The sequence below is a fragment of the Acinetobacter guerrae genome (assembly GCF_009372255.1).
In the GTDB taxonomy this organism is placed as follows: domain Bacteria; phylum Pseudomonadota; class Gammaproteobacteria; order Pseudomonadales; family Moraxellaceae; genus Acinetobacter; species Acinetobacter guerrae.
Map to the genome: position 1 here is coordinate 177,044 of NZ_LXGN01000005.1, position 26,184 is coordinate 203,227.

Consider the following 26,184-nt stretch of genomic DNA (forward strand, 5'->3'; position numbering starts at 1 on the left):
AAAAAACTCAGCCTAAGCTGAGTTTTTTGAATCTTACATTTGTGATTGAATATAGTTTTGTAAGCCCATCAACTCAATCAAGCGCAATTGTTTTTCTAACCAATAGGTGTGGTCTTCTTCTGTATCTGACATTTGTGCGCGAAGCATATCACGGCTGACATAATCAGCTTTCTCTTCACACAATTTTACACCTGTAGCCAGTTTTTGACGAACTTCATATTCCAGTGCCAAATCAGCTTTTAAGCAAGATACAACATCTTCACCTGTGACAATATCGTCACGATCCATATTCGGCGTACCTTCAAGGAATAGAACACGACGAATAATCGCATCAGCATGAGAGGCTTCTTCTTGCATTTCATGGTCGATGCGTTCGTAAATTTTGCTTAAACCCCAATCTTCATACATACGTGAATGGATCAGGTATTGGTCACGGGCAGCCAGTTCGCCACCGATCAACATATTTAAATAGTCTATGACTTCTGGATTGCCGCGCATTTGAAATTCTCCTCTCGAATGCCTTTATTATGGTCAAATTTAAAAATGATTGCAAAGTAAAAATACCGTAAGTTTATGATTTTTATAAAATTAAAATGAGAAACATACGCATTTACAGTTTTAATTGGAAAAATTTATTCAAAAAAAATAAATGCTTGGATGCTTTTCACTTAAATAAATATTCCGAATACATATATTTTTTTGTTTTTTTTATTTTGTAACTAAAGACAATGCTTCTTATTTCATTCATTGTTCTAAAAATAGATGAAGCTGTCATTGTATATATTTGAGAAAATCCGTTAAATAAAGGACAGTTAAAAATACCATCAGGCGGGAATATGAATAAGAACACACCGATTCTGGTTACTGGCGCGACAGGCTACGTGGCTGGCTGGATTATTGAACGATTACTTATGCAAGGCTACATCGTGCATGCAACTGTTCGTGATCCTGCAAAAACTGAAAAACTCAAACACTTAAATCAAATTGCCGAAAAATCATCAGGGCAAATTCATTTCTTTAAAGCGGATTTACTTACTCCAAATGCCTTCGACCAAGCAATGCAAGGATGTGAAATTGTCATTCATACAGCTTCCCCTTTTGTCATTTCCAATTACAAAGATGCAGTGAAAGAGATTATTGAACCTGCGGTCAATGGCACAATCAATGTGCTTGATTCAGTCAATCGCACTACGTCTGTGAAACGCGTCATTGTCACCTCTAGTATTGCTGCAATTTGTGGAGATGCGATTGAAATCGAAGACACACCCAATCATGAATTTGATGAAAGTCATTGGAATAATAGCAGTAGCACCACACACCAGCCCTATTCTTACTCGAAAGTTGCAGCAGAGCGCAAAGCTTGGGAAATGGCACAGCAGCAGGATCGTTGGTCATTGGTCTGCATCAACCCTGCTTTAGTCATGGGACCCTCCCTAACGGCATCCAGTCAGTCTGGTAGCATTGAACTCCTTGAACAGTTTGCAAACGGTACGATGTTGTTAGGTGTGCCTGCTATCTGGATGGGAATTGTTGATGTTCGCGATGTGGCGGATGCGCATGTGGCTGCGGCATTTTCTGCACATGCAACCGGACGTTATATCGTGTCTGGTGGAACATTGAGTTTATTAGAAATCGGTCAGACTTTAACGCAACGCTTTGGTTATCGTTACCCATTCCCACACTTTACAGTTCCAAAGAGCATTTTTTCATTGGCCGCACCTTTGTTTGGTCAGTCACGTCAATTTGTAAGTAAAAATGTGGGTTATCCTATTTATTTTAATGCAACGCGTAGTCAGGAAGATCTAGGCATTCACTATCGGGATATCCGTGAAAGTGTAAGTGAGCATTTTCAGCAATTACTCGATGATGGTTTAATTAAAAAACGCGGATAAGCTTTGGCATTTTGAATGACGTTCATTTGAAATCAAATGAACGTCGACTTTTTAGATTTAGGCTTCGTACTGTGCTAAAAATTCTAGAAACTCTTGTTCATTCATGACACGAATTTCAAGTTTTTCGGCTTTATCCAGTTTACTTCCTGCTTTTTCGCCAGCCACCACACATTTAGTTTTCGTGGAAACACTACCACTGACACGCGCCCCCAAAGCTTGTAAACGCTGTGTCGCTTCATCACGACCCATGGTAGAAAGTGTGCCTGTCACGACCCAACTTTCACCATTTAAAGGCTGACGGGTTGGTGCTATGGGTGCATCCCAATGGATTCCAGCAGCCAAAAGTCGATCAAGTACTTCAATATTATGTGTCGCCAAAAAGAAATCAAAAATCCATTCAGCGGTAATCTCACCGACATCTGGCGTTTTTTTCAAAGCTTCTATATCGGCATTCTTTAATGCTTCAAAAGTCTGAAATGTATTGGCGAGCATTCGAGCTGTCGTCTCACCCACGCCACGTATTCCAAGTGCATAGATAAAACGTGCAAGCGTGGTTTTTTTACTGGTTTCTATCGCATCCATCAAATTCTGGACAGATTTTTCACCCATTTTTTCAATGCCCAGTAAAGTGTCACGATGTTCATGCAAATGGTAAATATCAGCGACATCTTTAAGAAGGTTCAAATGCAATAAAGATTCAACCCAGCGATCCCCCAAGCCATCTATATCCATCGCTTTACGGGATACAAAATGCCGAATCGCTTCAATACGTTGCGCAGCACAATATAATCCACCAGAACAACGTGCCAGAGCCTCACCTTCTGGCATCACTACAGGAGATGAACACACTGGACAGTTTTCTGGTAATTGAACGATTTGTGCATCGCTCGGGCGAAACTCAGGCCAGACTCTTTCAACTTTTGGAATGACGTCACCACTACGATATACACTGACCTGATCCCCCACTCGGACATCAAGACGGTGAATTTCTCCAATATTATGTAAAGTCACATTCGACACAGTCACACCGCCAACTAAAACAGGCTGCAAACGTGCTACAGGAGTCAATGTTCCAGTTCGACCAACTTGCCAATCAATATTTTCAACTGTCGTACGGGCAATTTCAGCAGGAAATTTATAAGCCGTCGCCCAACGTGGTTCACGGCTTAAAAAACCAAGTTGCTGTTGTTGTTTCAGATCATCGACTTTGATGACCATACCATCAATTTCAACAGTCAGATTCGGACGTTCGTGTTGGATTTGCTCATAACGCTGCTGAACTTCTTCAATCGAGGAACATAAAAATTGGCGTTCAGCAATTTCAAAACCTAACTGGGTTAACCAATGCAAGCTTTCATGCATGCTTGCCAAACCATGATGCGGCTCACATTGCGCAATACCATAAGCATAAAAGGCCAATGGACGAGATGCTGCAATATTTGGGTCAAGCTGTCTTAGGCTTCCCGCTGCGGCATTACGCGGATTGGCAAAGGTTTTTTCGCCTTTCGCTTCATTGGCTGCATTTAAACGCTCAAAACCCTGTTTTGGCATCAGCACTTCACCACGAACCTCCAGCAAACGTGGAATTTCAACGGGATTATGGCTTAAAAATTTAGGCAAATTACGAATGGTTTTGACATTTTGACTGATGTCCTCACCTGTTTCACCATCACCACGAGTCACGCCTCGAATCAATACGCCATTTTCATACCACAATGAAATCGCCAAGCCATCCAATTTAAGCTCTACATCATATTCAATTTGCTGATTGGGTAAGCGTTCTTCAATACGTCGTGCAAAAGCAAACAGATCTTCTTGATTAAAGACATTTCCTAATGACAGCATCGGAACTGCGTGAGTGACTGTTTCAAATTTACTTAACGCCTGACCGCCGACTTTATTGGTTGGGGTATCGGGTTGTAATAGATCAGGATATTGTTGTTCCAAGTCTTTTAACTGATGAAATAGCTGATCGTATTCATTGTCACGAATGATAGGTTGATCCATCACATAATACGCATGATTATGTTTTGCAATCAGTTGAATCAATTGACGCATTTGCGCAATGACGTCGCTATTATTCACCATAAAAATTCACCATGTAAAAGGGCGGAAAATCCGCCCTGAGTTGCGATGATTATGCATCGCAATAAAGCACTAAAAATAGTTAAGCTGTTTCCTGTGTCGAACGATAGTCAATCACATGATGACGCCAATGTTCCTTCAGCTGAGGGGTAAATTCAAGATTGTTTTCATCAAAAACTTTTCCATCCACTTCACGTGCGATCAGCCCTGCAATACTGGTCATCATATCGAAACCTTTTAAAGCATCCTGATGTGGTAATGCAAGGAAAAATGCCAAACCCTGTACCTGTTCGCTTGATAAAGTCTCAAGATCAAAGCCCGCAGGCCCATTGTCAGTCATGCGTAATACTGAAAACATCAATGGACTTGGCTCATCGGTTTTCTCATAACGATGAAAACATGCCATTTCACCAAAACGCAAACCATATTTGAGCAACACTTTGAGTGTTTTATCGCCAGATAAAGCACGACGTGGATTGGGATAAACATTCAATGCGACAATTTCCAGTGCAGTCGCCAAAGCACTTTCATCATCAAAACGCTGTTGCTCGTGTAAATGTACATCTAGCAGACTGCTTTCGCCATCGAACTCTGCAATGGTTGCCGCTTCTACATCAGGATTAAGCTGAAACTCATCAATTTTTTTTGAGTGTTCAGTTGGAGTGCTTTCATCAAGCTGCACCATAGTTGTCGCTTTGACAGTATCAGCATCTTGTTTATATGCTGTTTCAACAACATTAGCCACAGCCGTTTGCGGTTCTATAGGTTGTTCAATCGATGGCTGTGCCTGTACAGGTTCAATGTCTACCGAGGCAACTTCTTTATCTAACTTATCTTCATCCAACTCAGGCGATGTCAAAGTTTGAGTCGACTGATCGTCTAATGTTTCTGGAATATCCTGTAAAGCAGGTTCTCGACGTTCAAGCTCTTTTGATTGCGTTTCGGCAGGCAATTGATCACGCACATGCCGTGGAATAATTGGTTTATTACTCTCAGGATCGATATGTAATTCACTGTCTAATGAGGGTTCGGTCGGAGTTGGTTTTCTAAGCACCATCCTTAACCCGATAATCATGGCAATAATAGCAACAATAATGCCGATGATGGTTGAAACTTCCATACTATGACTCCGTGACTAACCCATATTCTTTTGCTTGTTCCAAATTAACAGTGACCAGTTTTGAGGTGCCGGGTTCTGGCATGGTTACCCCTAATAAATCGGTCGCCATCGTCATTGCAAGTTTATTATGTGTAATGTAAATGAATTGCACCTGTTCAGAAAGCTCTTTTACCAAATTACAAAACCGCTGCACATTGGCATCATCCAGTGGTGCATCAACTTCATCCAATACACAAAATGGCGCTGGATTGAGTCTAAAAATCGCAAACACCAAAGCCAGTGCGGTCAACGCCTTTTCACCACCAGATAACAGCGCTAATGAGCTATTACGTTTTCCCGGTGGTCGTGCCATTAGTTTTACACCTGATTGCCAGTCATCTTCAAGACTTAAACTTGCTTCTCCACCACTAAATACTTTAGGAAATAATTCCTGAAGCTCAGTATTGACCTGATCAAAGGTTGTCATAAACAACTTTCTGGTTTCTTGGTCGATACTTTTCATCGCATCTTTGAGTTGAGATACCGTATTTTCCAAATCCTGAATCTGGTGACTAAGTTCTTCAAAGCGTTTTGAAACTTCTTCATATTCTTCAGATGCCGCCAAATTAACAGCACCAAGTTTTTCAAATTGACGTTGTGCTTTTTCCAGAGCTTGCTGATGTTCCGTTAAATTCAGTTTTAAATCCTTTACCAGATCACTCCCCAAATCTTTGATTTGCTCCTGAAAATGCTCCAGATCAGATTTGGCAGATTGCCAACTCAAACGCTTTTGTTCCAGTTGCTCTCGCAATTGTTCATCACGTTGTTGGGTTTGATGACGCTGTTCAGTAAATAGTTGCTGCTTTTCCTGTACATTATTCAGTTCAATTTGCCATTCATTCCAACTTTTTTTGAGTTGTTCAGTTTGCTGAAATTGTTGCGAAAATTCGGACTCAAGGGATGGTAGTTCAAGCTGAATCGGATCGACAAACTTTTTTGCCTGCTCCATTTGCTCAATAATCTGACGATATTGAGTTTTTAAAAAAGATAAATCTTTTTCTAGCAGTTCAATTTGCTGCTGAGTTTGCGAAACTAGGCGGCGTGTATTTTCACGTTCTTGTTGCTGCTGTTGCAATTGCTGCTGCTGATTGTCCAATTGCTCTGCAAGAGTTTCGAGCTGAAATTGTTGAGTTTTATAATCTGGTAAGCTCACTTCAAGTTTTAAATTCAAAGCGTGTAAATCAATATCCAGATCATCACGCTGCATTGCATCATCTTCAAGCTGGGCTTCGAGTTGTTTCAGTTGTTCTTGTAACTGTTGTTTTTGCACCACAAAAGCTTGAGCTGCGCTTTGGTGTTTCGTGATCGTTAATTCTAGTTGTTGCTGTTGCTGTTGCTGTTGTTTTAACTGATGTTTGTATTGTTGAGTTTGCTCAAACTGTATATTTAGTTGCTGTTGTTGTGCTGTACTTTTTAATTCTAGTTGTTCTAGTTCAGGTTCTAATCTTAAAAGAAGCTGTGCAATTTCGTCCAGACGAATGCGATGACTTAACACACCACTATTTTGGCTATCTTCGTCATAATCAAGTGCAATCACCCAATCTGGCCCGACATGGTAAGCATCTATTGTCACAATGCTTTGCCCAGATTGAAGCTGCGCCTGCAAAGCCAATGCTTGATCCAGATCATCTGCCAGCCAAATATTTTGCCATATGGATAACTGCGGCGTTTCAACCCACTTTGCTATAGGCGATAAACCCAATTGAGGTGCCGACATATTGATATTTGATAATTTAATCTGTCGTGGAATCTGTGCTTCAAAATCAACGTCACTGTCCAGATAATGTGCATCCATCCATTGACTCAGTAATTTTTCGATCAGGCTAGCATGCGCTTTGCCCGATTCAGTTAACTGCAATATTGACATCAAACGCACAGCATCTGATTGTTTTGGCGTTTGTTTCGCCACCAACTGATTCAGATTTTTTTGTTCGGCCTGTAATACCTGTATCTGGTTTTTGTGATGCTGAATTTCACTTTTTAATTGATTCTGTTGTTGCTGCTGTATCTGTAAATGTTGTTCAAGCTGTTCAATCTGCTGTTCAAGTGCACATATTTCTGGTTTCAGTTGCAGTAATTGTTGCTCTAAACTTTGTAACTCGTCATCCTGAACCTGTGCTGCAATTTGCGATGTTTGAGCTTCCAATGTCTGTTTCTGCTGCGTAATACGCTCTATGCTTTTGGATAATTGTTCAAGTTGCAGCGACATCTGGTTTTTCTGTTGTTGTTGCTTTTCAACCTGCTGCTTAATGCTGTCAAACTGTTGCAGTGCTTGTTTATGTTGAGACTGTAAATCCTGATAACTGCTTTCGCTATGCTGAGTATTTTTCTCAAAATTATTGAGATGTTCGGTTTGCTCATCCAATTGCGTCAATAAATTTTCAAGCTGTAATTCACTCAGTTGCAATCGTTCTTTGGTCTGAGATTTTTGTTGTTCTAGCTGTGTCAAAGTTGTACTGTTTTGTTGATACAAACTTTGTTTTTGCTCTAGTGTCATTTTCAGTTCGGCTAGTTTTTTCTCAGCCTGTTGCCATTCATTTTGTAGTGGTGTCGACTGTTGAATTAGCTTTTGAAATAATGAACTACTGGCTTCAAGCTCATGTTCAATGGTATTTAATTCAGAGCGAACCAACTTAAACTCTTCGCCTAAAGCAGTCATTTGCACTGTATATTCTTGTTGAAGCTGACTCGACTGCTCCGACTGAAATGATAAAATTTCAATTTTTAGGGTTCTAATCTGTTGCTCAAATTGTTTGTAATGAATCGCAGCTTCAGACTGGCGTTTGAGTGTTTTAAGCTGTGATTTAAGCTCCTGTGCAATGTCTTCCAGACGCGACAAATTCTGTTCAGTATGTTCCAGATGTTGCAAGGTTTCACGACGACGCGCCTGATAACGCGATACCCCTGCTGCTTCTTCAATAAACACCCGCATTTCTTCAGGTTTGGCATCGACCAGTCGGTTAATCATGCCCTGTTCAATAATCGCGTAAGAACGTGGGCCTAAACCCGTTCCCAGAAAAATATCAGTAATATCACGACGGCGACAACGCGTTCCATTTAAAAAATATTCAGATTTTCCATCACGATTGACCTGACGGCGTACCGCCAATTCATTATAGGCATTATAAGCCCCGCCGAGCTTGCCATAGGTATTGTCAAAGCGCAGTTCAACACTGGCAACACTGACAGGTTTACGTTTTGCAGTTCCCGTAAAAATAACATCCTGCATACTGCCACCACGTAACTGACGTGCGCTGGATTCGCCCATGACCCAACGAATGGCATCAATCACATTGGATTTGCCACAACCGTTCGGGCCAACAACCGCAGTACGATTCGCCTTAAATTGTAGGGTGGATGAGTCAGCAAATGACTTAAAGCCTGCTAGTTTTAAACTGCTTAAACGCATAATGTCCTGATCAAAAGTTTTTTATTATTTGCCCATCTATTTCAATTTGACAGGCACAATAGGATATCAATAGCGGCTTATTTTAAAATGAATGTCGTTGAATAGGGGCTTTTTTTAAGATCAAGTTGAACAATTTTATCCAGAAATAAGGCGATCAGTTAAAATATCGCCAAACTTTCAGGTTATTTCAGCTTAAGGATATTTTTCCGTAGCGAATCTATCCATATTAACGACGTGAACGACGCGCCCAAGCCAACTCAATTTGCTTCATTCGAGTTAATGAATCGAGAACCAGATTACGTAAATGTCGGCAAAAGTCTTCCATGAACAATGTCGCCTGATGTGATTTTCGGATCAAAATAGCATCTGCCACCAGTTTAAATAATGCCAGAGATTCTTGTAATTCACGACGTGAAGTATTCAGAGTTAAAAAGTAACTCCGTTGCAATGAAGGCAATAACTCTTTATAGAACTTCATCAGGTATGGATTTGACACCATATCATGTTGTAAAGCCAGATATTGAAAAACACCATCATAAAATTTTTCGGTATCGCCTATTTTCACCTGCTCAGCTAAATGCTCCATTAACTGTTGCAGTTGTTCAGCTTCATGCACACGCCATGTTTCACTAATACGCTGCACAATATAACCCAGTATCAATACACTGGTATCAAACAAAGCCTTGACTTGTTGAGATGACATTTCCGAAACAATCGCACCACGACGTGGATAAATATGAATCAAGTGGGTTCGTTCAAGTAATAGTAATGCTTCGCGTACTGAACCACGACTGACATCCAGTTCTTTGGCAATACGTAATTCCTGAATACGTTCACCTTCTACAAGTTCACCCGTAATAATCTGATCGCTAATATGTTTTGCGATTTGCTCCGACAGGCTTTCTGTCTCTTCAAGTTTCATGAATCACCTGTTTTGATTTTTACTTTAGCGTTCCACTGCTATTTATTTTGATTGTTTTAACTGATTTTATTGATTGTTGACTATGTCATTGTCTAACAATTTTATTGCATTTTGAGCCAATTCGACATTCAGACTATCGGAAATGTCATCTTATTTTTCTGCCCTTTCAATCGCTAAAACATATGTTTTAATCTTCATTTTAGCGATTTAGGATTTATTATTTTATAGCGTTTTTTATTTACTAAGACCCTGATAAATAAAATAAGTTCCAACCACAGTCAATAAACAGGCAAAACATTTTTTTAACATCGCAGGTGATAACATATGCGCAACTTTGGCACCAAGTTTTGCAGTGACAAAACTCATGATACTAATCCCGATAAATGCATAAATATGGATATAACCAATTGCATTGGGCACGTGTACATGCTGTTTTACACCAAACCACATAAAGCCAATCGCACCAGCAACCGCTATCGGTAAACCACATGCAGCCGAAGTGGCGACTGCTTTTTGCATCACCACACCATTACGGTTTAAGTAAGGCACAGTCAAGCTACCGCCTCCAATCCCAAAGATTGCAGAAGCAATGCCAATACCACCGCCTGCTAACATTTGCATAGGCGCAGATGGTAAATGTCGGCTTTCATCCACAGTGACATTTGCACCTTTGAACATGCGATAAGCAACCCATATTGCAAATATACCAATAATAATTTGCAAGTTCTGCCCAGATAAGAGATCGGCTACTCCTGCTCCCAAAAATGAACCAATCACCAAACCCGGAGCCAGATTACGAAACACATGCCATAACACAGCACCGCGTTTATGATGTGCCATCACCGAACTGATTGAGGTCACAATAATGGTCGCCAGAGAAGTTCCCAAAGCCATATGCATAATAACAGCGGGATCATAATGAAGCTGGGTAAATACGATATAGAGAATTGGGACAATAATTAATCCGCCACCCACGCCAAACAAGCCCGCAGCGAATCCAGCGATTGCGCCGATAGCTAAATATATGATTAACTCCATACCTGATTTTCCAACTTTATAAAATTGAACATGGATGCAGAAACTCGTCAACTAAGACAACGCTTAAGCGATGCTGGACAAGTTCCTGACATTGTTATTTTGAAACAAACGACGACATCGACCAATGACGATGTTCGCGAATTGGCTCAACAGAATATTGCATCCATTTTGATCTGTAGCGAAACCCAGACACAAGGGCGTGGTCAACATCAACGCCAATGGATTTCCCCAAAAGGCAATATTTATTTCAGCACTTTGATCAATTCCCGCACACCACTAGATGGTCGCTTAGCACTTGAAGTTGCACTGAATATCTTGCAAATGCCAAAACTACAGGGTCTAAATCTGCAAGTCAAATGGCCGAATGATTTATATAGCCAACAAGGTAAATGGGGGGGGATTCTGGTTGAACCCTTATCACCGCATCAGGCTATTGTGGGTGTAGGGATTAATTTGTTCACACCCGAATCACAAGATCCATTACAACCGATCAGTTCGCTCCACGATTTTGGCTTGAACAATCTTGATCGTATAGAAGTTATTGCACAACTTTATCTCGCAATTCAGCAAGCTGCTCAATGGTTTGAGCATGGTTGTTATAATCTTGCAGATCGTTTTAATCATCATGCTGCGTTTATACAGCAACAGGTTCAGTTCGAGTACCATCAGGGTATTCTAACTGGCCGTTTTGATGGCATTAATCAAGACGGCGCTGTACTTATTTCAAGCAGTGGACAACAACAGGCATTTTATCAAGGTCGGATGCGCCGCAACACAGCAGAGGATAGTCAAGCATGAAACAACTTTGGCTGGATGTTGGAAATACCCGTCTTAAATACTGGATTACAGATTCAGATCAAATCATTGAACATGCTGCGGAATTACATTTACAGTCGCCTGCTGATTTATTATTGGGTTTAATCCAACATTTTAAAAGTCAAAAATTACAACAGGTTGGACTTTCTTCAGTACAGGATAAAATCAGTAATACTCGAATTCAGACGATTCTGAGTCTACTCAATGTGCCCATTGTCTTTGCTCAGGTTCATCATGAATATGCAGGCTTACGTTGTGGTTATGATCATCCAGAACAACTGGGAATCGATCGTTGGTTACAAGTGTTAGCATTGGCAGAACCAGAGCGAAATTTTTGTATTATTGGCTGTGGTACAGCACTCACGATTGATTTAAGTACAGGATTGGAACATTTGGGCGGCTATATTTTGCCTAATCTGTATTTGCAACGTGATGCCCTCATTCAAAATACTAAAGGCATTAAAATCCCCGACTCAGCTTTTGATAACCTTGAACCGGGAAAAAATACAGTGGATGCTGTACATCACGGTATTTTATTGGGTTTATTGAGCAGTATTGAACATATTTTAAAACAATCTTCAAGACAACTGGTACTTACAGGCGGAGATGCTCCACTTTTTGCCAAGTTTTTGCAGGATTACCACCCCCGAGTTGAAGAAGATTTATTACTTAAAGGGTTACAACGATATGTCGCTCAAGACTCCATCACTAATGGACGCAGCACATCCCAAAGCTGAGGAAACGCGGCATAACCATCTTCTTGCATAAAATGCCCTGCTTGTTTAATTTCTAATATCTGTGCATTCAGTCGCTGCCCCAAACGAATCGTCAACGGCGGTGGTACTAGAGGGTCATTACTCGATAAAAGAACATAACGGCGCAGAATCTTTTGGCGTAGCAATTTATCATCAAGTGTTTGTGCTTCAATAAAATCATCTAATTCAGGAATGGCTTTGAGTTTTTCGGTAAATCCTGATACAAAAATTCCTGCTGCTATTGTTGTGTTCTGCAAGGCTTTACTCAAGAAGCTTAAACTCGATATGCAACCTAAACTATGTGCCACGATAATTGTATTTTCAGTCAGTACGCTACACTGCGCGCTTAAACATGCTTGCCAGACTTCTGGATCTGGATACGCAGAATCTGCTAGAAAAACCCGCTCTGCTGTGGCTCCTGCTTGCTGAATATGTTGCTCTAGCCACTCAAACCAATGATCTTCAGGCACCGCCTTAAAACCATGAATAATATATACATGCTTCATTGTAATTATGTTCCCCAATACAGGATGATTCTTATTTATTACATTCAGTTTAAAGTACACATCACCTGAAAAAAGTAGTGATTTTGTTGTGATAAAAAAAGGCGCATCAAGCGCCTTTAGTTGTATGGAAAAAGTCCATTACTTCTTATCATCATTGCCGCCAAAAAGTGGTCCCATACCGCCACCACCGCCGCCAAATTGTTTCTGCATACCGCTTAATGAACGTAACATTTTGCTCATCCCAGATGGATTGGCAAATTTTTTCATCATCTTGGCCATTTGGCTATGTTGTTTCAGCAGTTTGTTAATCTCTGAAACATCCATGCCACAGCCTGCTGCAATACGTTTTTTACGGCTTGGGTTAATGATGTGTGGATTTTTACGCTCTTTAGGCGTCATCGACTGGATAATCGCTTCCATCTTTTTGACTTGCTTTTCAGGATTTGCTTGCTCAATCGCCTGCTGAATGCCTGAATTACTCATTCCTGGAAGTTTATCCAGAAAGCCCATCATGCCGCCCATTTTTTTCATTTGCTCAAATTGCATTAGCATGTCTTCCAGATTGAAAGACCCGCCTTTTTGCAATTTTTTCGCCATTTTTTCGGCTTTATCTCGGTCGATTTTACGTTCGACTTCTTCGACAAGCGAGAGTACATCCCCCATGCCCAAGATACGCTGTGCTACACGTTCAGGATGAAATGGCTCAAGTGCATCTAGCTTTTCGCCCATCCCCAAGAACTTGATCGGCTTGCCCGTAATCGCACGAACTGAAAGCGCAGCACCACCACGCGCATCACCATCAGTTTTGGTCAAAATAACGCCTGTTAAAGACAAGGCATCATTAAATGCTTTAGCAGTATTGGCTGCATCCTGACCTGTCATGGCATCAACGACAAACAGCGTTTCAGTTGGTTTTACTGCTGCATGTAGTTCTTTAATTTCGCCCATCATGTCTTCATCGACATGCAAACGACCTGCTGTATCGACAATCAATACATCAGCAAATTGAATTTTTGCCTGTTCAATCGCACGATTGACAATGTCAATCGGCTTTTCTGAAGCATCGGACGGAATAAAGTCGGCTCCGACTTCAGCGGATACCGTTTGTAACTGTTTAATCGCTGCTGGACGATACACATCCGCAGAAACGGTCATTACTTTTTTCTTTTGACGTTCTTTTAAAAATCGCGCCAGTTTTGCCGCAGTTGTGGTTTTCCCTGCACCTTGTAAACCTGCAAGTAATACAACAACTGGAGGTTTGGCAGATAGATCAAGACTTTCATTCGCCTCGCCCATCATCTTGGTCAATTCGTCATAAACGATTTTGACAAAGGCCTGACCCGGGGAAAGCTGAGTCATGACTTCCTGACCCAATGCCTGTTCCTTAACTTTCGCGATAAATTCACGAGTTACAGGTAACGCAACATCAGCCTCAAGAAGGGCCATACGCACTTCGCGCAAGGTGTCTTTAATATTGTCTTCGGTCAGCTGCCCTGAGCCAGTAACATTTCTTAAACTCTGCGTGAGTCGTTCTGTTAAGGTATCAAACATTGCAAAATCCGCTAAAAATGGCCAGTTGCAAAAAAATCTTTCTCAAAATAGAAAATTTATGCATAGATGCTATAGGATACTGTAGTTCGCCGCGAATTTATATCTTATGTAGATGAATTTTAGGGTCTGATGATATTCATTTATAATTAACACTGAATGATCAAATGAAGCTCCAACTCCTGAATAAAGGTTTGACATGATTAGTCTCCCATTGGTTTACACCATTTTGGCACTCATCGCATATACCACTGCGTTTTGGTATCTGTTTATGAACCTGATGTCAAAACGTGAACCAAACCATTGGTTTTTAGGCTTAATACTGGCTTTAGGTCTGATCCTGCATGCAGGTGTGCTATCTCAGGATATGCTGACACCACTGGGGATTAATTATGATGTATTTAACCTCATGTCATTTACTTCGGGTTTAATGTTGGTCTTAAGTTTGATCTTCAGCACATTCCGTCCGACACTTGCACTCAACCTGATTGGTATTCCTGTAGCTGCCACAGGTCTGATTCTTGGATTCGCCTTTAGTCAGCCTAATCAATTTATAGAGCAACATTCATTAGGTCTAGATTTACATATTATTTTGTCACTATCTGCCTATGCTGTTTTACTCATGGCAACCATTCATGCCATCTTGATGTGGCTTCAAAATCAGGAACTTAGAAAGAAACAAAAAAGTCGTTTTTGGGTCAATTTACTACCCTCATTTCAAGCGATGGAATCTTTATTGTTTGATTTGCTCAGGACTGGCTTTGTACTACTCACCATTGCTTTACTGTTTGGTTTCTTTACCATCGATGACTTTTTTGGTCAGCATCTGGCCCATAAAACTGCATTTAGTATTATTTCATGGTTCATCTATGGGGCTTTATTACTGGGTCACACCAAGTTTGGCTGGCGTGGACAAAAAGCCATTCGTTTCACTCTGATTGGGTTTATTCTCTTGGCAATCGGGTTTATTGGCAGTAAATTTGTGCTAGAAATGATTCTACATCGGTAATTTTTTAAATTTACAGCACACACTAGACAGCGTTATACAGATGCCGTATAAACGCTGTTTTTATTTTCAGGTAATGTTGCCGTGAAGCTAGTTCTTGCACCAATGGAAGGATTAACCGATCCAATTATGCGAGATGTGCTCACACATACAGGTCATTTTGACTGGTGTGTGACGGAGTTTATTCGTGTCACAGAAAGTATTTTACCTGATCATGTCTACTATAATTATTGTCCAGAACTTCTCACCGATGGCAAAACAGCCGCAGGTACACCTGTCCATGTACAGTTTTTGGGAAATCATCCTGAAATGTTGGCTGCCAATGCCGCCAAAGTCGTAGAGTTAGGAGCACCTGCCATCGACTTAAACTTCGGTTGTCCTGCTAAAACGGTCAATCGCCATCGTGGTGGTTCGATTTTATTAGATGAACCTGATGTCGTTCATCTACTCGTCAAAGCTGTTCGAGATGCGGTCCCTGCACATATTCCTGTTTCCGCCAAAATGCGTTTGGGTTATCTGGATGAACACCATACGCTAGACAATGCACACGCGATTGAAGATGCAGGCGCAAACTGGCTTACAGTACATGCACGTACCAAAGCAGATGGTTATACCCCACCTGCATATTGGGAAAAAATTCAGCCCATTCAGGAAGCATTAAAAATCAATGTCATTGCCAATGGTGAAATCTGGAACAATGCAGATGCCAAAGCTTGCCAGCAGCAATCTGCCTGTCAGGATTTGATGATTGGTCGTGGTGCTGTGACAACACCAGATTTAACCTTATGTATTCGTCAAAATAGGGATGAAGCACTGCTCTCTTGGCAGGAACTGGTCGAATTACAACTACGCTTTGTCAACGGTGCATTTAAGACTGAAATTGGAATGGTCGGACGTTATAAGCAATGGCTTGGAATGATGAGCAAAGCTTATCCTGAAGCCAAAGCCCTTTGGAATGAGATAAAACGGTTAAAAACACTTGAAGAAATTGTAGGAAAATTACAATCGAATTGATAAAAGTCTCACTTTTTCAAGATCAAGAAACTGAACGGGTTATCGAAACGTAGGTTGGTAATTGCCATGCGCCTTTAGGAAAACCTTTACAAAGTCCCGTTGTAGCCAAATAACTGACAACAAATTTCTGCCCATTCCACGCCCACTCTTTAATCGATTCACAATCATTTCTACTTTGAGGTGAATGTCTTGCAAAAATATGGCCTTCACTATAGCTAGAACCCGACAGCGTCACTAACTGCTGGATCGATGTAAATTGAGCATCCATCACCCAGTAAACCAACTCGGACTGATTTTGATGCTTACATGGACTTTCCACCAGAACTTGATTTTGAGTAATGGGATAAATCGATATTCGGGTATTTTCTGGAAAATGAGTCTGTAATAATAAAGGGCAATCCTGCGCAGAAATTACTTTTTTTAGCTGCCCCAAAAGTTGTTGCGATTGAGAGCTTTCAATCGGAAAATGTTGGGTCGGTTTTCGTATAAAACCATACATCACTATTTCTGGAATTTGCCCTCGAAGATTAGATTCAATGCGGTTTTGAGGTTGCTTATTTTGAAGCATCGCTGAAGATGAATAGCTTTCTTCATGTTGGATTTCATTCATTTTTTGCAGAACCTGATCCCCACCTCTGCTCGATAATTCCCATTGTTTTTGAGCCATCTTAAACTTGATCTTTTGCTTCAATTTCACCGCTTTTATCATCGCATTGGTTTGCGATAGAGTTAAACGCCCAGTTTGTGGAATAGAGTCTTGAGCAATCGTTCCGTAGTTTTTGTTTTGGATATACAACGTGACTTTACGATCAGAAAATGCCTGACTTAATCCTCCTGATAAATCTTGATCAAGGATTTTAATTTGTGCAATCGAAGCTGTATCACGCCCCAAATATCGTGTGAATAAAATAGAAACTGCATAGTGGCTTGCATCATTTTGATACCCTGCCATTCGACAGGTTTTCGTATTATCACATGCAAGCACCCAGTCACCCGACTCAAGATAGTTTCCAGACTGAGGAGCAGCATAAGTATTGGATAAAACAATACAACCCAACATACTCATCAGCAGAATTTTTTTCATCAATATCCTTAGGTCAATAGAGTGAACTCAATGCGATTGTGGTTTAGAGCTTCGATCTTCCAAATAGCATTTTGAAAAGATCAATCGCAATGCATACACGATTGCCATTAGAAAAACGCCTAAACCAATATTTGGAGAAATTGCAGGAATACAAAAAATAATCAGCGCTGTAATCGGATATAACCAGCGTCTGAATCCGGACAAATAGGCAAACTCATTCAATAGCCAAAGACTAGTGGTATAACCCAGTAAAGTGACAGCAACCGTATATTGCATAAATTGAGGACTAATTTCTGAACGACCTAAAGCCACATCTACCGCAGCGGCCAATGCAGCACCTACTGCCGCAACACTGATAAAAATAAAATAATGTCCATATCCCCATAAAATGCATGTTTACTACTTTTGAGTAAATGGTGGGCATCTCGATCAAAATAAGCCCACCACATGGTAAACATCATCATCAGACCACCTACCATTAATAAAATGATATCTGGATGAACAATATGAGTGGCTAAATCATCTTGAATGGCTTTATAGCAAGCGACAACAGACTCACCCAATACAATAATAGTCAGTAATGAATAACGCTCTGCGATATGATGAGGATGCCATGAGGTCGGATTTCCCCATTCTGCAAAAATCGGAACACTTAACTCAAGCACGAGCAATAATAAAAATAGCTCAAAAGTAAAATTGATAGGTGAAAAATGAAAAAACAGCCAACCAATTTGAACAAAAATAATGCCAAAGCCATAACGTAGAGCCACAGTACGATGTGCAGGATCATGCCGTGCTGCACGAAACCATTGACTCACCAAAGCCAAACGCATAATGACATAACCAATAATAATGATATCAAAATCATGATGATGAAAGACATCAGGGATACCTGCCGCCATCACCAAAGAACCCACAATCTGCACAAAAGTCATGAGTCGATAAAACATATCATCATTGTCATAGGCGGAAGCGAACCAAGTAAAATTCATCCATGCCCACCACAGAGCGAAAAAAACCATAAAGTAATATGGCAATGCGCTCCATAGATGATTTTCAATAATCGCATGATGTAGTTGCTGACCCGCCTCAGCAATTGCGACCACAAAAATCAAGTCAAATAATAATTCAAGCGGCGTTGCCACTCGGTGATTCTCATGAGGATCACGTGCAGCCACTGGACGTAATGCCAAATGTTTAAATGTTTCGAATAAGCTCATTATTTACGTTTCTTTTGTTTTTTGTGACTTAAGCTGAATATTCTAAGTGAAATGAGATTGAAGTTTTAACTATTTTCATCATCGCTATTTCAAGTTTTATCTGGTTGAATCAAGGCTCAGCCAAAATGTAGAGCGGTTGTTGTTTTTCACAATCATAAGGCATTGAAATATGTTCGTGTACCACTTTCCATTTTTCTGATTCTTTATAAAAGCCCACAGTCGTACGACACCACGGTATATCATCAGCCGAAGTTTGGGCATCCCCTAATACTTTGGAATAACAATGTAAAAAAACAATATTGTCATCAGCATAGATTTTGAGTCTGCGTCGCTGAACTTGAATATTGTCTCCAAAATAAGGAAAACACTGTTGCCAAAGTTTACGATAAGCCTGTATATCATCTACTTGTAAAGCAACATCAAAAACACTGACTTTGTCTGAATAGTCCTGAGTCATGGCGTGAAGATCATGCTCCTGTAAGCCTTGATCCCATATTTGTATAAGAGCCAAAATTTCTTCAGCACGGTCTTTATTCCCAATAATTTCGAACTCCACTGACTTCCCCTTTATTGTTCTTATAACCGAATTAGCTTGGCAAAAAATGGGGGAATCCACCAGTTAAAATTTGTGCAATTCAGGTAAATTACATCTTTCTATCAAAAAAATGGGACAGAAAAACCATCGCAAGGATGGTTTGATTTATATGCTGAATTTACTAAGCGTCAGTTGTCGTTAAATCTTTGACAGTAGTGGTCGCACCATTGGTTTTCACTGAATCAATGCCTTTATCTCTTGACTGTTCAGAAGCGTAAAACTGGCTTGTTCCAATAACCTGATGATTTGCAGCTTTAAGATTAAAATAAGGTTTATCATTTTTTGCAGTTAATTTTTCATAGCGAGCATCATCGCTACTATTGTTTTGCACCGAAGTAATACCATTTTCAGCAGAAGCTTTAGCTTTGTAAAGCTCACTGGTTAAAATAATCTCACCATTGCCTGCCTTGAGTACAAAACGAAACTGACCATCTTTTGCCTTGCTCAACTCATACCATCCCGCCATGACGCACCTCTTGTTGTGTTTTGTTTTATGCTTTATTTTTAAAATCTCATTATGAAATATAGATGATTTTTCGTTCAAAATCAGCTTATTTTTTATTCTTTTTGTAGTTTAACGATGCCCATTCATAAAAAAACTAGAGTGATTAAAACTTTCTAAATACAACATCCCCACTAAAATTCAGGCTGTCTTGAACACGTTGTTTTTGAATAGGGCTTAATTCATCTAACTCAAAAAAAGCGTATTGTGAATGTTCATCACTTAGTTGAATCTGGGCATAATCATCAGGCAAATGACAGCGAAAAATACTGACATGAGCATTAATATCTCTATGCAAATAAATTCCAGATAAATAATCTACACAAACGACCAAGCCCAATTCTTCTTCGCATTCCCGTTGCAATCCCTGCAATATAGTTTCGTCAGGATCTATACCACCACCTGGCAAACCCCACGCAAAATTTCCGTAATTGGCTTTGAGCAATAGAACTTTTTTATCTGCATTGGTAATGACAGCATGCGCCCCAACCCGATACAGATCAGAAAAAGCCATAAACTGCTCCATCAAAACTATCTATCAAAACTATCTATCAAATAAAAGGGAGAACTTATCTCCCTTCGTTCACTGATCATTATGCTTTTTTTACAAACTCAGATTTAAGTTTCATTTGACCAAAGCCTTCAATTTTACAATCAATATTGTGACCATCTGCTGCATCTGGAACCAGTCGGATTGTTTTTACTTTTGTTCCAACTTTAACTACAGAGGATGATCCTTTCACCTTTAAGTCCTTGATGACTGTAACGCTATCACCATCAACCAAAACATTACCATTGGCGTCCTTAATAATAGTACTCGCATCGTCCTGATGGGTTTCACCTTCTTTCCACTCATTCGCACATTCTGGACAAATTAACAGGTCGCCATCTTGATAAGTATATTCTGATTGGCATTTTGGACAATGAGGTAAAGACATAAAAAAACTCTAAAAGCCTTATTATGACGTGATTTCAGCTAAAGATCAAAAAACCATGTTTTTTGTAAGGGTAAACATCTAGCCGATTTACCTATCTATCCTAGTACTTAAATTGCCGATCTATACTCTGTAGATCAAACAACCTATTAAAAGAATGATGATTTACCTAAACTACAAAGCTTACAGAGGAGTTACGATTAGCAATTCCTCTTAAAATTATATTCATCTGATTAACTTTCTAGATGTTCATCATCTTCATATTCATACAAATAGCTCATACACCCCCAACCATCGTACTCACCATTAAATTCTTGTGCAATGCGGTTAAACCACTCTTCAAGATCCTGTATGTCTTCGTACTCTGGAATCATGGTCACATGAATATTTAATATCCAAAGATCGGAACCATCGATATGTTGGTCTTCCTGAAAAAAAGAAACTTTTTGTTCCTGATGCAGTAAATGCAAAGCGCATTTTTCAATCTGTTCCTGCGTTTTAAATACAATGCTGAATTCGAATTCATGTGGCTCAGTAAGATCGTTGCCATCTTCAATCATTTGCCAAAGTACATTGCCATTATCATCGTCTGGAAAAAGTTCGTAATTGCGGCTCATTGTCGTTATCCATTGTTATGATTGTGATAGCTCAATAGCTTAACCCAGTTTTATGTCAGTTTGGAGTTAATTTATACGCATTTTGTTGATCAATTTTAAAAACTATTTAACCGAAATAGCAGCCTAAAAAGGGACACTAATCTCAAGGTTTAGCTCAATCCCAGAGAAAGGCTGTGTAAAACTAAGACAAGCTGCATGTAAAGCCATGCGCGGCAAATAAAATGCCAATGGATCTGGATGATACAGCTTGTCCCCCATAATCGGATGTCCAAGATGTTGCATATGCAGCCTTAGCTGATGAGAGCGTCCAGTTACTGGTTCCAATAAAACCCGACTATATTGATGCTCAGGATCATAGCCTAATAATTGATACAAAGTTTTAGCCGGCTTACCTTGTTCAAAATCTACTTTTTGTTTGGGACGATTGGGCCAGTCTGTAATTAGCGGAACCTCTACACAACCTGTATCAGCAATTTCCCCTTGTACCAATGCGATATAATATTTTTTAATTTTCCGAGTCTGAAAAACTTTACTCATTGCGATTTCAGCTTGGCGATGCTTGGCAAATAACAACAAACCAGAAGTTGCCATATCTAAACGATGCGTGACTTTCGCATGTGGATACTGCTTTAAAACACGTAAATAGGCACTGTCCTGATGTTGTGGTAAACGTCCCATCACCGACAATAAACCTGCGGGTTTATTCACGACAATCAAATCAGCATCTTCATAAACCGTCTCCAAAGGCTCAAGCGGCGGTTGATAAATGAAATGATGTGAAGACATACGAATCACAAAACAATAAAAATTTCGCGCAAGATATCAATGCCAATTTAGCCTGTCAAGATTGATTAGCGCAGACCAAAGCATATAAAAAGCTGCCCGAAAGCAGCTATAAAAAATCATCTATTTAGCTATAGCTCTATTGTAATTGTAACTTCTGTTGACGCATTGCAAAGGCAGTTTCGATGTCACCAATTTTCTTCATGGCTGCGGTTTCACCTGAATAAATCGTGTTTTCACGTTCCTTCACATCAAAAATATGAGCTTTTTCATGCAATTCAGGCTGAATCACAATATCAGCATGTTTCAATTCTTCTGTGGCCAACCGATTCTGCATAATATTAATATTTTGATTGAATAAACCCCAGATATTAGAAGTCGGTGTATATGCAGGCTGCGCTAAAATATCAACAGCAATGACAATATCTGCACCCAACTGACGAGCAACATCAACAGGAACAGGGCTAACTAAACCACCGTCGACATACTCTTTATGATCGATTTCAGTCGGGACAAACATGCTTGGAATTGAAATTGAAGCACGAACTGCTTGTCCCGTATTACCATAGTTAAACACTGTTTTTTTGCCATTTTTTAACTCGGTCGCCACCACATACATCGGGATTTTAAGTTTTTCAAGCGGCGTATCATTCACCTGCTGATTAACAAAATCCTCAACTTTTTGGCCATCAAAAAAACCTTTCCGATCAAACGTAATCTCACGCACATCGCCGACTTTCATATTTAAAGCGATCTGCTTTAGTTCTTGCGCATTTTTACCGCTAGCATAGATTGCACCCACAATACTTCCAGCACTGGTTCCCACAATAAAATCAGGATGAATCCCATGCTGTTCCAACACCTCAATCACCCCAATATGCGCATAACCACGTGCTCCTCCACTACCCAACACTAAAGCAATTTTAGGATGTTGCTTTTGTTCTGTTTGCATTGGTGGCATAAACAGTGCAGATTCCTGCGCATTTTTTAAAGCTTGTACGGCATTCGTTGTTTGAGAAGATGCTGGCATATGCTGACAACCAACCAACAGACAACTTAAGCCCAAAATCCATGTATTGAGATACTTCATTTCACGATAAGACCACAATTTTTCTGGATAGATTTTATGCCGATCTTTTTTTAAAAGCTGTATCAAATTATTTAAAACGTCATATTTATATGTTAATCATTGAATATTTTAACTTTTTTATTATCTTCACTTTCATCTTGATTAACAGCACATAGTACATCTTGAGCAATCTTAGTCTGATAAAGAACAACAGTACCCACCAAAAAACCAATAAACCATTGAATTTAAATTTTAAAATATATACTTTAGCTTAAAATTTTTTCTATTTATAAAACTTAAAGCCGCCAGACAAGCCCTAGCCTGCCTAGCACAGCATGTGATTCAATTCAGAAATTACCAAATATCGGAATCAACTTTTTTCTTCATCTCAGGATGCTGATCTATTTTGAATTCTGGCTGTTTGATGCCTTTTTTCAATTGAAGGGTATAATCTTTTAATAAGGATCGAACAAACGGCGTTAATAATAAAATCGCAGTTAAGTTAATGGTGGCCATAATACCCATAAATAAATCAGCCATTGACCAAACTAACGGCACACTACTAATCGCCCCGAAATACACCATCACCAAAACAAACACCCTAAAGATAAACATCACTTTAGGATTATTATTAATAAACTGCATATTCCCTTCAGCATACGCATAATTACCCAGTACAGCCGAATAACAGAATAAAAATAATAAAATTGCAAGGAAGTCTCCACCCCAACTGCCTAGTTCATTTTCTAAGGCACGTTGCGTCATTTCTACCCCTATCGCACCCCCATCATGATAGACACCTGAAATCAGAATAATCATAGCGGTGGAGGTACATACAATAAACGTATCTACAAACACCCCTAACATCTGTACCAAACCCTGATCTACAGGATGTTTTACATCAGATGCAGCTGCGGCATTTGGTGCTGAACCCATCCCCGCTTCATTGGAAAATAAACCGCGCTTAATTCCCTGCATCATTGCCATCGAAATCATGCCACCAAAGAAACCACCTGCCGCTGCTTTAAATGCAAATGCCTCAGTAAAAATCAGCTTGAATACTTCAGGCACAACTTCATAATTAATGAGAGCAATATACAAAGCGGCAGCCAGATAAAGACCCGCCTTGATGGGTACAAACATCTCAGCAAATTTAGCAATTCGTTTGATTCCACCAAAAATGGCAATTGCAACCAATACAACCAGCGCCAGACCAACCCAAGAAATTTCTAGATCAAGTCCACCTAAAGGTAACATGAGATTGGCTTTGTCCCATCCCCATGAATGTGATGTTGCATTGGCAATCGCATTAATCTGGACTGAATTAAAAACAAAACCGTAAGTAAAGATTAATGAAATGGCAAATACCATTCCAAACAACTTACTCTTTAAGCCCTGCGTAATATAATAAGCTGGGCCACCGCGAAATTGCTTGGTTTCGCTGTCTCGAACCTTGAAGAGTTGCGCAAGTGTCGATTCGGTAAAAGCAGAACTCATGCCTAAAAGTGCAGTGACCCACATCCAGAACACAGCGCCTGGTCCACCAATCGCAATTGCAATCGCAACCCCTGCAATATTTCCAACCCCAACACGACTCGCTAGGCCTGTAACAAAAGCCTGAAATGGGGTAATACCATGTTCATCATCGCCTTCTTTACGACTACCTTTCATGACCCTGACACTTTGCCAGAACATGCGAATTTGTACTGCTTTGGTGGCGATAGTATAAAACGTACCAGCAGCGAGTAAGAAGATAACGAGAAAATCCCACAAAGGATCATTAAAAAAACTGACCCATGACATTAGGGTTGTAGTTAACTGTTCATTCATATTCGAAGCACTTTATTGTTGTCATATAACGATGACATCTATCCTAAAAAACACTTAACAAACAAAAAAGCCTCTAAGCATAGAGACTTTGTTGTTAAAAATTTGCGAATTAAACATATCTTAAATCAGTTTGAAGTATTACACAAAAAACTTAAGAATGACTTGAATGACAGTCGCATTAATTAAATCTACAAAAAAAGCACCACAAAGCGGTACAATTAAAAAGGCTTTATGTGATGGACCATACATGTTGGTAATGGCTTGCATATTGGCAACGGCGGTTGGTGTAGCGCCCATTCCAAAGCCACAATGACCCGCAGCAAGCACCGCAGCATCATAATCTTTACCCATTACTCGGAAAGTCACAAATGCCGCATATAAGGCCATCGTAAGTGTTTGCGCTGCAAGAATAATCACCAAAGGGCCAGCAAGATCTACGAGTTGCCATAACTTTAGCGACAATAATGCCATAGCAAGATAAAGTGATAAGGATGCATTTCCAAACACATCAATGGCTCGATCAAAAATATCTACTCGGAATACGCTTTCCAGTACATTTCTTAAAATTACACCACCACCCAATGCCCAAACAAAAGTTGGTAATTCAAACCACGTACCTTTGCTATAGCCCGTCATAAATTCAGCAAAAGCCAGACAAGCCGCAAACATCCCCAAAGTGGTAATCGCATTATCTGCGGTAATTAAACGAACCTGATGCGGATTTTCAAATGGAGCCAAATCATCTGGATGGGCATCAAGATGAGTGTCACGGTCTTTTATTTCAGCATCAGTTTTGGCATAAGATAACTGGTAACGATTAATTAGAACCTTAGCTAGAGGGCCGCCAATCACGCCTCCAATAATCAAACCAAATGTAGCACTTGCCATACCCAGAGCTAATGCGCCCTGAATACCATGTTGGGTTTCTAAAATTTCTCCCCATGCTCCTGCTGTACCATGTCCACCCGTTAAGGTAATCGAACCTGCAATCAATCCAATTAAAGGATCTAAACCAAGTAACTTAGCCAAACTCATACCAACTACATCTTGGACAACAATAAAGGAAGCCACACATAGAAGAAAAATAACTAAACCAACGCCACCTTCTTTAAGTTTAGCAAAATGCGCACTTAACCCTATAGATGCAAAGAAAATCAGCATAAAACTTGTTTGTAATTCGCCACTAAAAACAATGCTGTATCCCCAGATGGAGTGGACAATTAAAGAAACTATAGCTGCAACCAGACCACCAGCAACAGGTTCAGGAATGTTGTAGCGTTTTAAAAAATCAATGTGATTAACGAGAAATCGCCCTAACAGTAAAACAATGACTGCTGCAATAAGCGTATAAAATGCATTGAACGTAAATTCCATATTTTTCCCTTTTCATATTCAGTCA

General features: G+C 40.0%; 23 protein-coding genes and 1 pseudogene. 5 read left to right on the forward strand and 19 right to left on the reverse strand.

Annotated features, from left to right (window positions below; genetic code table 11):
* Window positions 1-33: 33 nt before the first annotated feature.
* Window positions 34-498 (reverse strand): heteropolymeric bacterioferritin subunit Ftn, encoded by a 465-nt coding sequence (gene ftn / locus A7A69_RS04675; RefSeq protein WP_120370778.1) that lies wholly within the window; start codon window positions 496-498, stop codon window positions 34-36.
* Window positions 499-836: 338 nt separating this feature from the next.
* Between ftn and A7A69_RS04680 the strand changes: the two genes are divergently transcribed.
* Window positions 837-1,892, forward strand: a complete 1,056-nt coding sequence (locus A7A69_RS04680; RefSeq protein ID WP_152876429.1) for an SDR family oxidoreductase — start codon at window positions 837-839, stop codon at window positions 1,890-1,892.
* Window positions 1,893-1,949: 57 nt separating this feature from the next.
* Here the strand turns inward: A7A69_RS04680 and ligA are convergent, their stop codons facing one another.
* From ligA to A7A69_RS04705, 5 genes are all read right to left on the reverse strand, one after another.
* Window positions 1,950-3,980 carry an NAD-dependent DNA ligase LigA gene (gene ligA, locus A7A69_RS04685; protein ID WP_152876430.1) on the reverse strand — a complete coding sequence of 677 codons (2,031 nt, stop codon included), beginning with the start codon at window positions 3,978-3,980 and terminating at the stop codon, window positions 1,950-1,952.
* A gap of 79 nt (window positions 3,981-4,059) precedes the next feature.
* A complete protein-coding gene (locus A7A69_RS04690; protein WP_152876431.1) occupies window positions 4,060-5,097 on the reverse strand; it encodes a cell division protein ZipA C-terminal FtsZ-binding domain-containing protein in 1,038 nt (345 codons plus the stop codon).
* Window position 5,098: 1 nt separating this feature from the next.
* Window positions 5,099-8,545 carry a chromosome segregation protein SMC gene (smc, locus tag A7A69_RS04695; protein ID WP_152876432.1) on the reverse strand — a complete coding sequence of 1,149 codons (3,447 nt, stop codon included), beginning with the start codon at window positions 8,543-8,545 and terminating at the stop codon, window positions 5,099-5,101.
* 226 nt (window positions 8,546-8,771) lie between these two features.
* Entirely contained in the window at window positions 8,772-9,467 is a 696-nt protein-coding gene (locus A7A69_RS04700; RefSeq protein ID WP_120370773.1) for a GntR family transcriptional regulator, read from the reverse strand.
* Window positions 9,468-9,701: 234 nt separating this feature from the next.
* The gene (locus tag A7A69_RS04705) at window positions 9,702-10,505 is read right to left on the reverse strand and encodes a sulfite exporter TauE/SafE family protein (protein ID WP_152876433.1); all 804 of its coding nucleotides are present in this window, start codon (window positions 10,503-10,505) and stop codon (window positions 9,702-9,704) included.
* 30 nt (window positions 10,506-10,535) lie between these two features.
* On the opposite strand from A7A69_RS04705, the gene A7A69_RS04710 reads away from it, so the two are divergent.
* Window positions 10,536-11,303, forward strand: coding sequence for a biotin--[acetyl-CoA-carboxylase] ligase (locus A7A69_RS04710; RefSeq protein ID WP_152876434.1), 768 nt, complete (start codon window positions 10,536-10,538; stop codon window positions 11,301-11,303).
* Window positions 11,300-12,058, forward strand: coding sequence for a pantothenate kinase (locus A7A69_RS04715; protein ID WP_152876435.1), 759 nt, complete (start codon window positions 11,300-11,302; stop codon window positions 12,056-12,058). Before A7A69_RS04710 ends, A7A69_RS04715 begins: the two co-directional genes overlap by 4 nt.
* Here A7A69_RS04715 and A7A69_RS04720 read toward each other — a convergent pair.
* Together A7A69_RS04720 and ffh are read right to left on the reverse strand one after the other, a co-directional pair.
* A complete protein-coding gene (locus A7A69_RS04720; RefSeq protein ID WP_152876436.1) occupies window positions 12,016-12,582 on the reverse strand; it encodes an RBBP9/YdeN family alpha/beta hydrolase in 567 nt (188 codons plus the stop codon). The genes A7A69_RS04715 and A7A69_RS04720 overlap by 43 nt on opposite strands.
* Before the next feature lie 138 nt (window positions 12,583-12,720).
* Window positions 12,721-14,133, reverse strand: coding sequence for a signal recognition particle protein (gene ffh / locus A7A69_RS04725; protein ID WP_152876437.1), 1,413 nt, complete (start codon window positions 14,131-14,133; stop codon window positions 12,721-12,723).
* Window positions 14,134-14,329: 196 nt separating this feature from the next.
* Between ffh and A7A69_RS04730 the strand changes: the two genes are divergently transcribed.
* Window positions 14,330-15,139 carry a cytochrome C assembly family protein gene (locus tag A7A69_RS04730; RefSeq protein ID WP_120370767.1) on the forward strand — a complete coding sequence of 270 codons (810 nt, stop codon included), beginning with the start codon at window positions 14,330-14,332 and terminating at the stop codon, window positions 15,137-15,139.
* Between the two features lie 81 nt (window positions 15,140-15,220).
* Window positions 15,221-16,150, forward strand: a complete 930-nt coding sequence (locus A7A69_RS04735) for a tRNA dihydrouridine synthase (RefSeq protein ID WP_151981311.1) — start codon at window positions 15,221-15,223, stop codon at window positions 16,148-16,150.
* A 22-nt stretch (window positions 16,151-16,172) separates the two neighbouring features.
* On the opposite strand, the gene A7A69_RS04740 is transcribed toward A7A69_RS04735, so the two are convergent.
* The 11 genes and pseudogenes from A7A69_RS04740 to gltS form a co-directional block, all read right to left on the reverse strand.
* On the reverse strand, window positions 16,173-17,234 hold the full coding sequence (locus tag A7A69_RS04740; RefSeq protein ID WP_152876438.1) for a DUF1176 domain-containing protein: 1,062 nt from the start codon (window positions 17,232-17,234) through the stop codon (window positions 16,173-16,175).
* A 27-nt stretch (window positions 17,235-17,261) separates the two neighbouring features.
* Window positions 17,262-18,454, reverse strand: a pseudogene (locus A7A69_RS04745) (low temperature requirement protein A).
* A 109-nt stretch (window positions 18,455-18,563) separates the two neighbouring features.
* Window positions 18,564-19,010 (reverse strand): nuclear transport factor 2 family protein, encoded by a 447-nt coding sequence (locus tag A7A69_RS04750; RefSeq protein ID WP_187349167.1) that lies wholly within the window; start codon window positions 19,008-19,010, stop codon window positions 18,564-18,566.
* A 160-nt stretch (window positions 19,011-19,170) separates the two neighbouring features.
* Window positions 19,171-19,515: a YegP family protein gene (locus A7A69_RS04755; protein WP_120370762.1), complete on the reverse strand. Its 345-nt coding sequence runs from the start codon at window positions 19,513-19,515 to the stop codon at window positions 19,171-19,173.
* 142 nt (window positions 19,516-19,657) lie between these two features.
* Complete coding sequence (locus A7A69_RS04760; RefSeq protein ID WP_152876440.1) at window positions 19,658-20,065, reverse strand: NUDIX hydrolase; 408 nt, start codon at window positions 20,063-20,065, stop codon at window positions 19,658-19,660.
* A 79-nt stretch (window positions 20,066-20,144) separates the two neighbouring features.
* On the reverse strand, window positions 20,145-20,489 hold the full coding sequence (locus A7A69_RS04765; protein ID WP_120370760.1) for a zinc ribbon domain-containing protein YjdM: 345 nt from the start codon (window positions 20,487-20,489) through the stop codon (window positions 20,145-20,147).
* Window positions 20,490-20,719: 230 nt separating this feature from the next.
* A complete protein-coding gene (locus A7A69_RS04770) occupies window positions 20,720-21,103 on the reverse strand; it encodes a ribonuclease E inhibitor RraB (protein WP_120370759.1) in 384 nt (127 codons plus the stop codon).
* Between the two features lie 123 nt (window positions 21,104-21,226).
* Complete coding sequence (locus A7A69_RS04775) at window positions 21,227-21,889, reverse strand: pseudouridine synthase (protein ID WP_152876441.1); 663 nt, start codon at window positions 21,887-21,889, stop codon at window positions 21,227-21,229.
* Between the two features lie 136 nt (window positions 21,890-22,025).
* The gene (locus A7A69_RS04780; RefSeq protein ID WP_120370804.1) at window positions 22,026-22,976 is read right to left on the reverse strand and encodes a patatin-like phospholipase family protein; all 951 of its coding nucleotides are present in this window, start codon (window positions 22,974-22,976) and stop codon (window positions 22,026-22,028) included.
* A 333-nt stretch (window positions 22,977-23,309) separates the two neighbouring features.
* Window positions 23,310-24,785 carry an alanine/glycine:cation symporter family protein gene (locus A7A69_RS04785; RefSeq protein ID WP_120370757.1) on the reverse strand — a complete coding sequence of 492 codons (1,476 nt, stop codon included), beginning with the start codon at window positions 24,783-24,785 and terminating at the stop codon, window positions 23,310-23,312.
* A gap of 138 nt (window positions 24,786-24,923) precedes the next feature.
* Entirely contained in the window at window positions 24,924-26,159 is a 1,236-nt protein-coding gene (gene gltS / locus A7A69_RS04790; protein WP_152876442.1) for a sodium/glutamate symporter, read from the reverse strand.
* Window positions 26,160-26,184 lie beyond the last annotated feature (25 nt).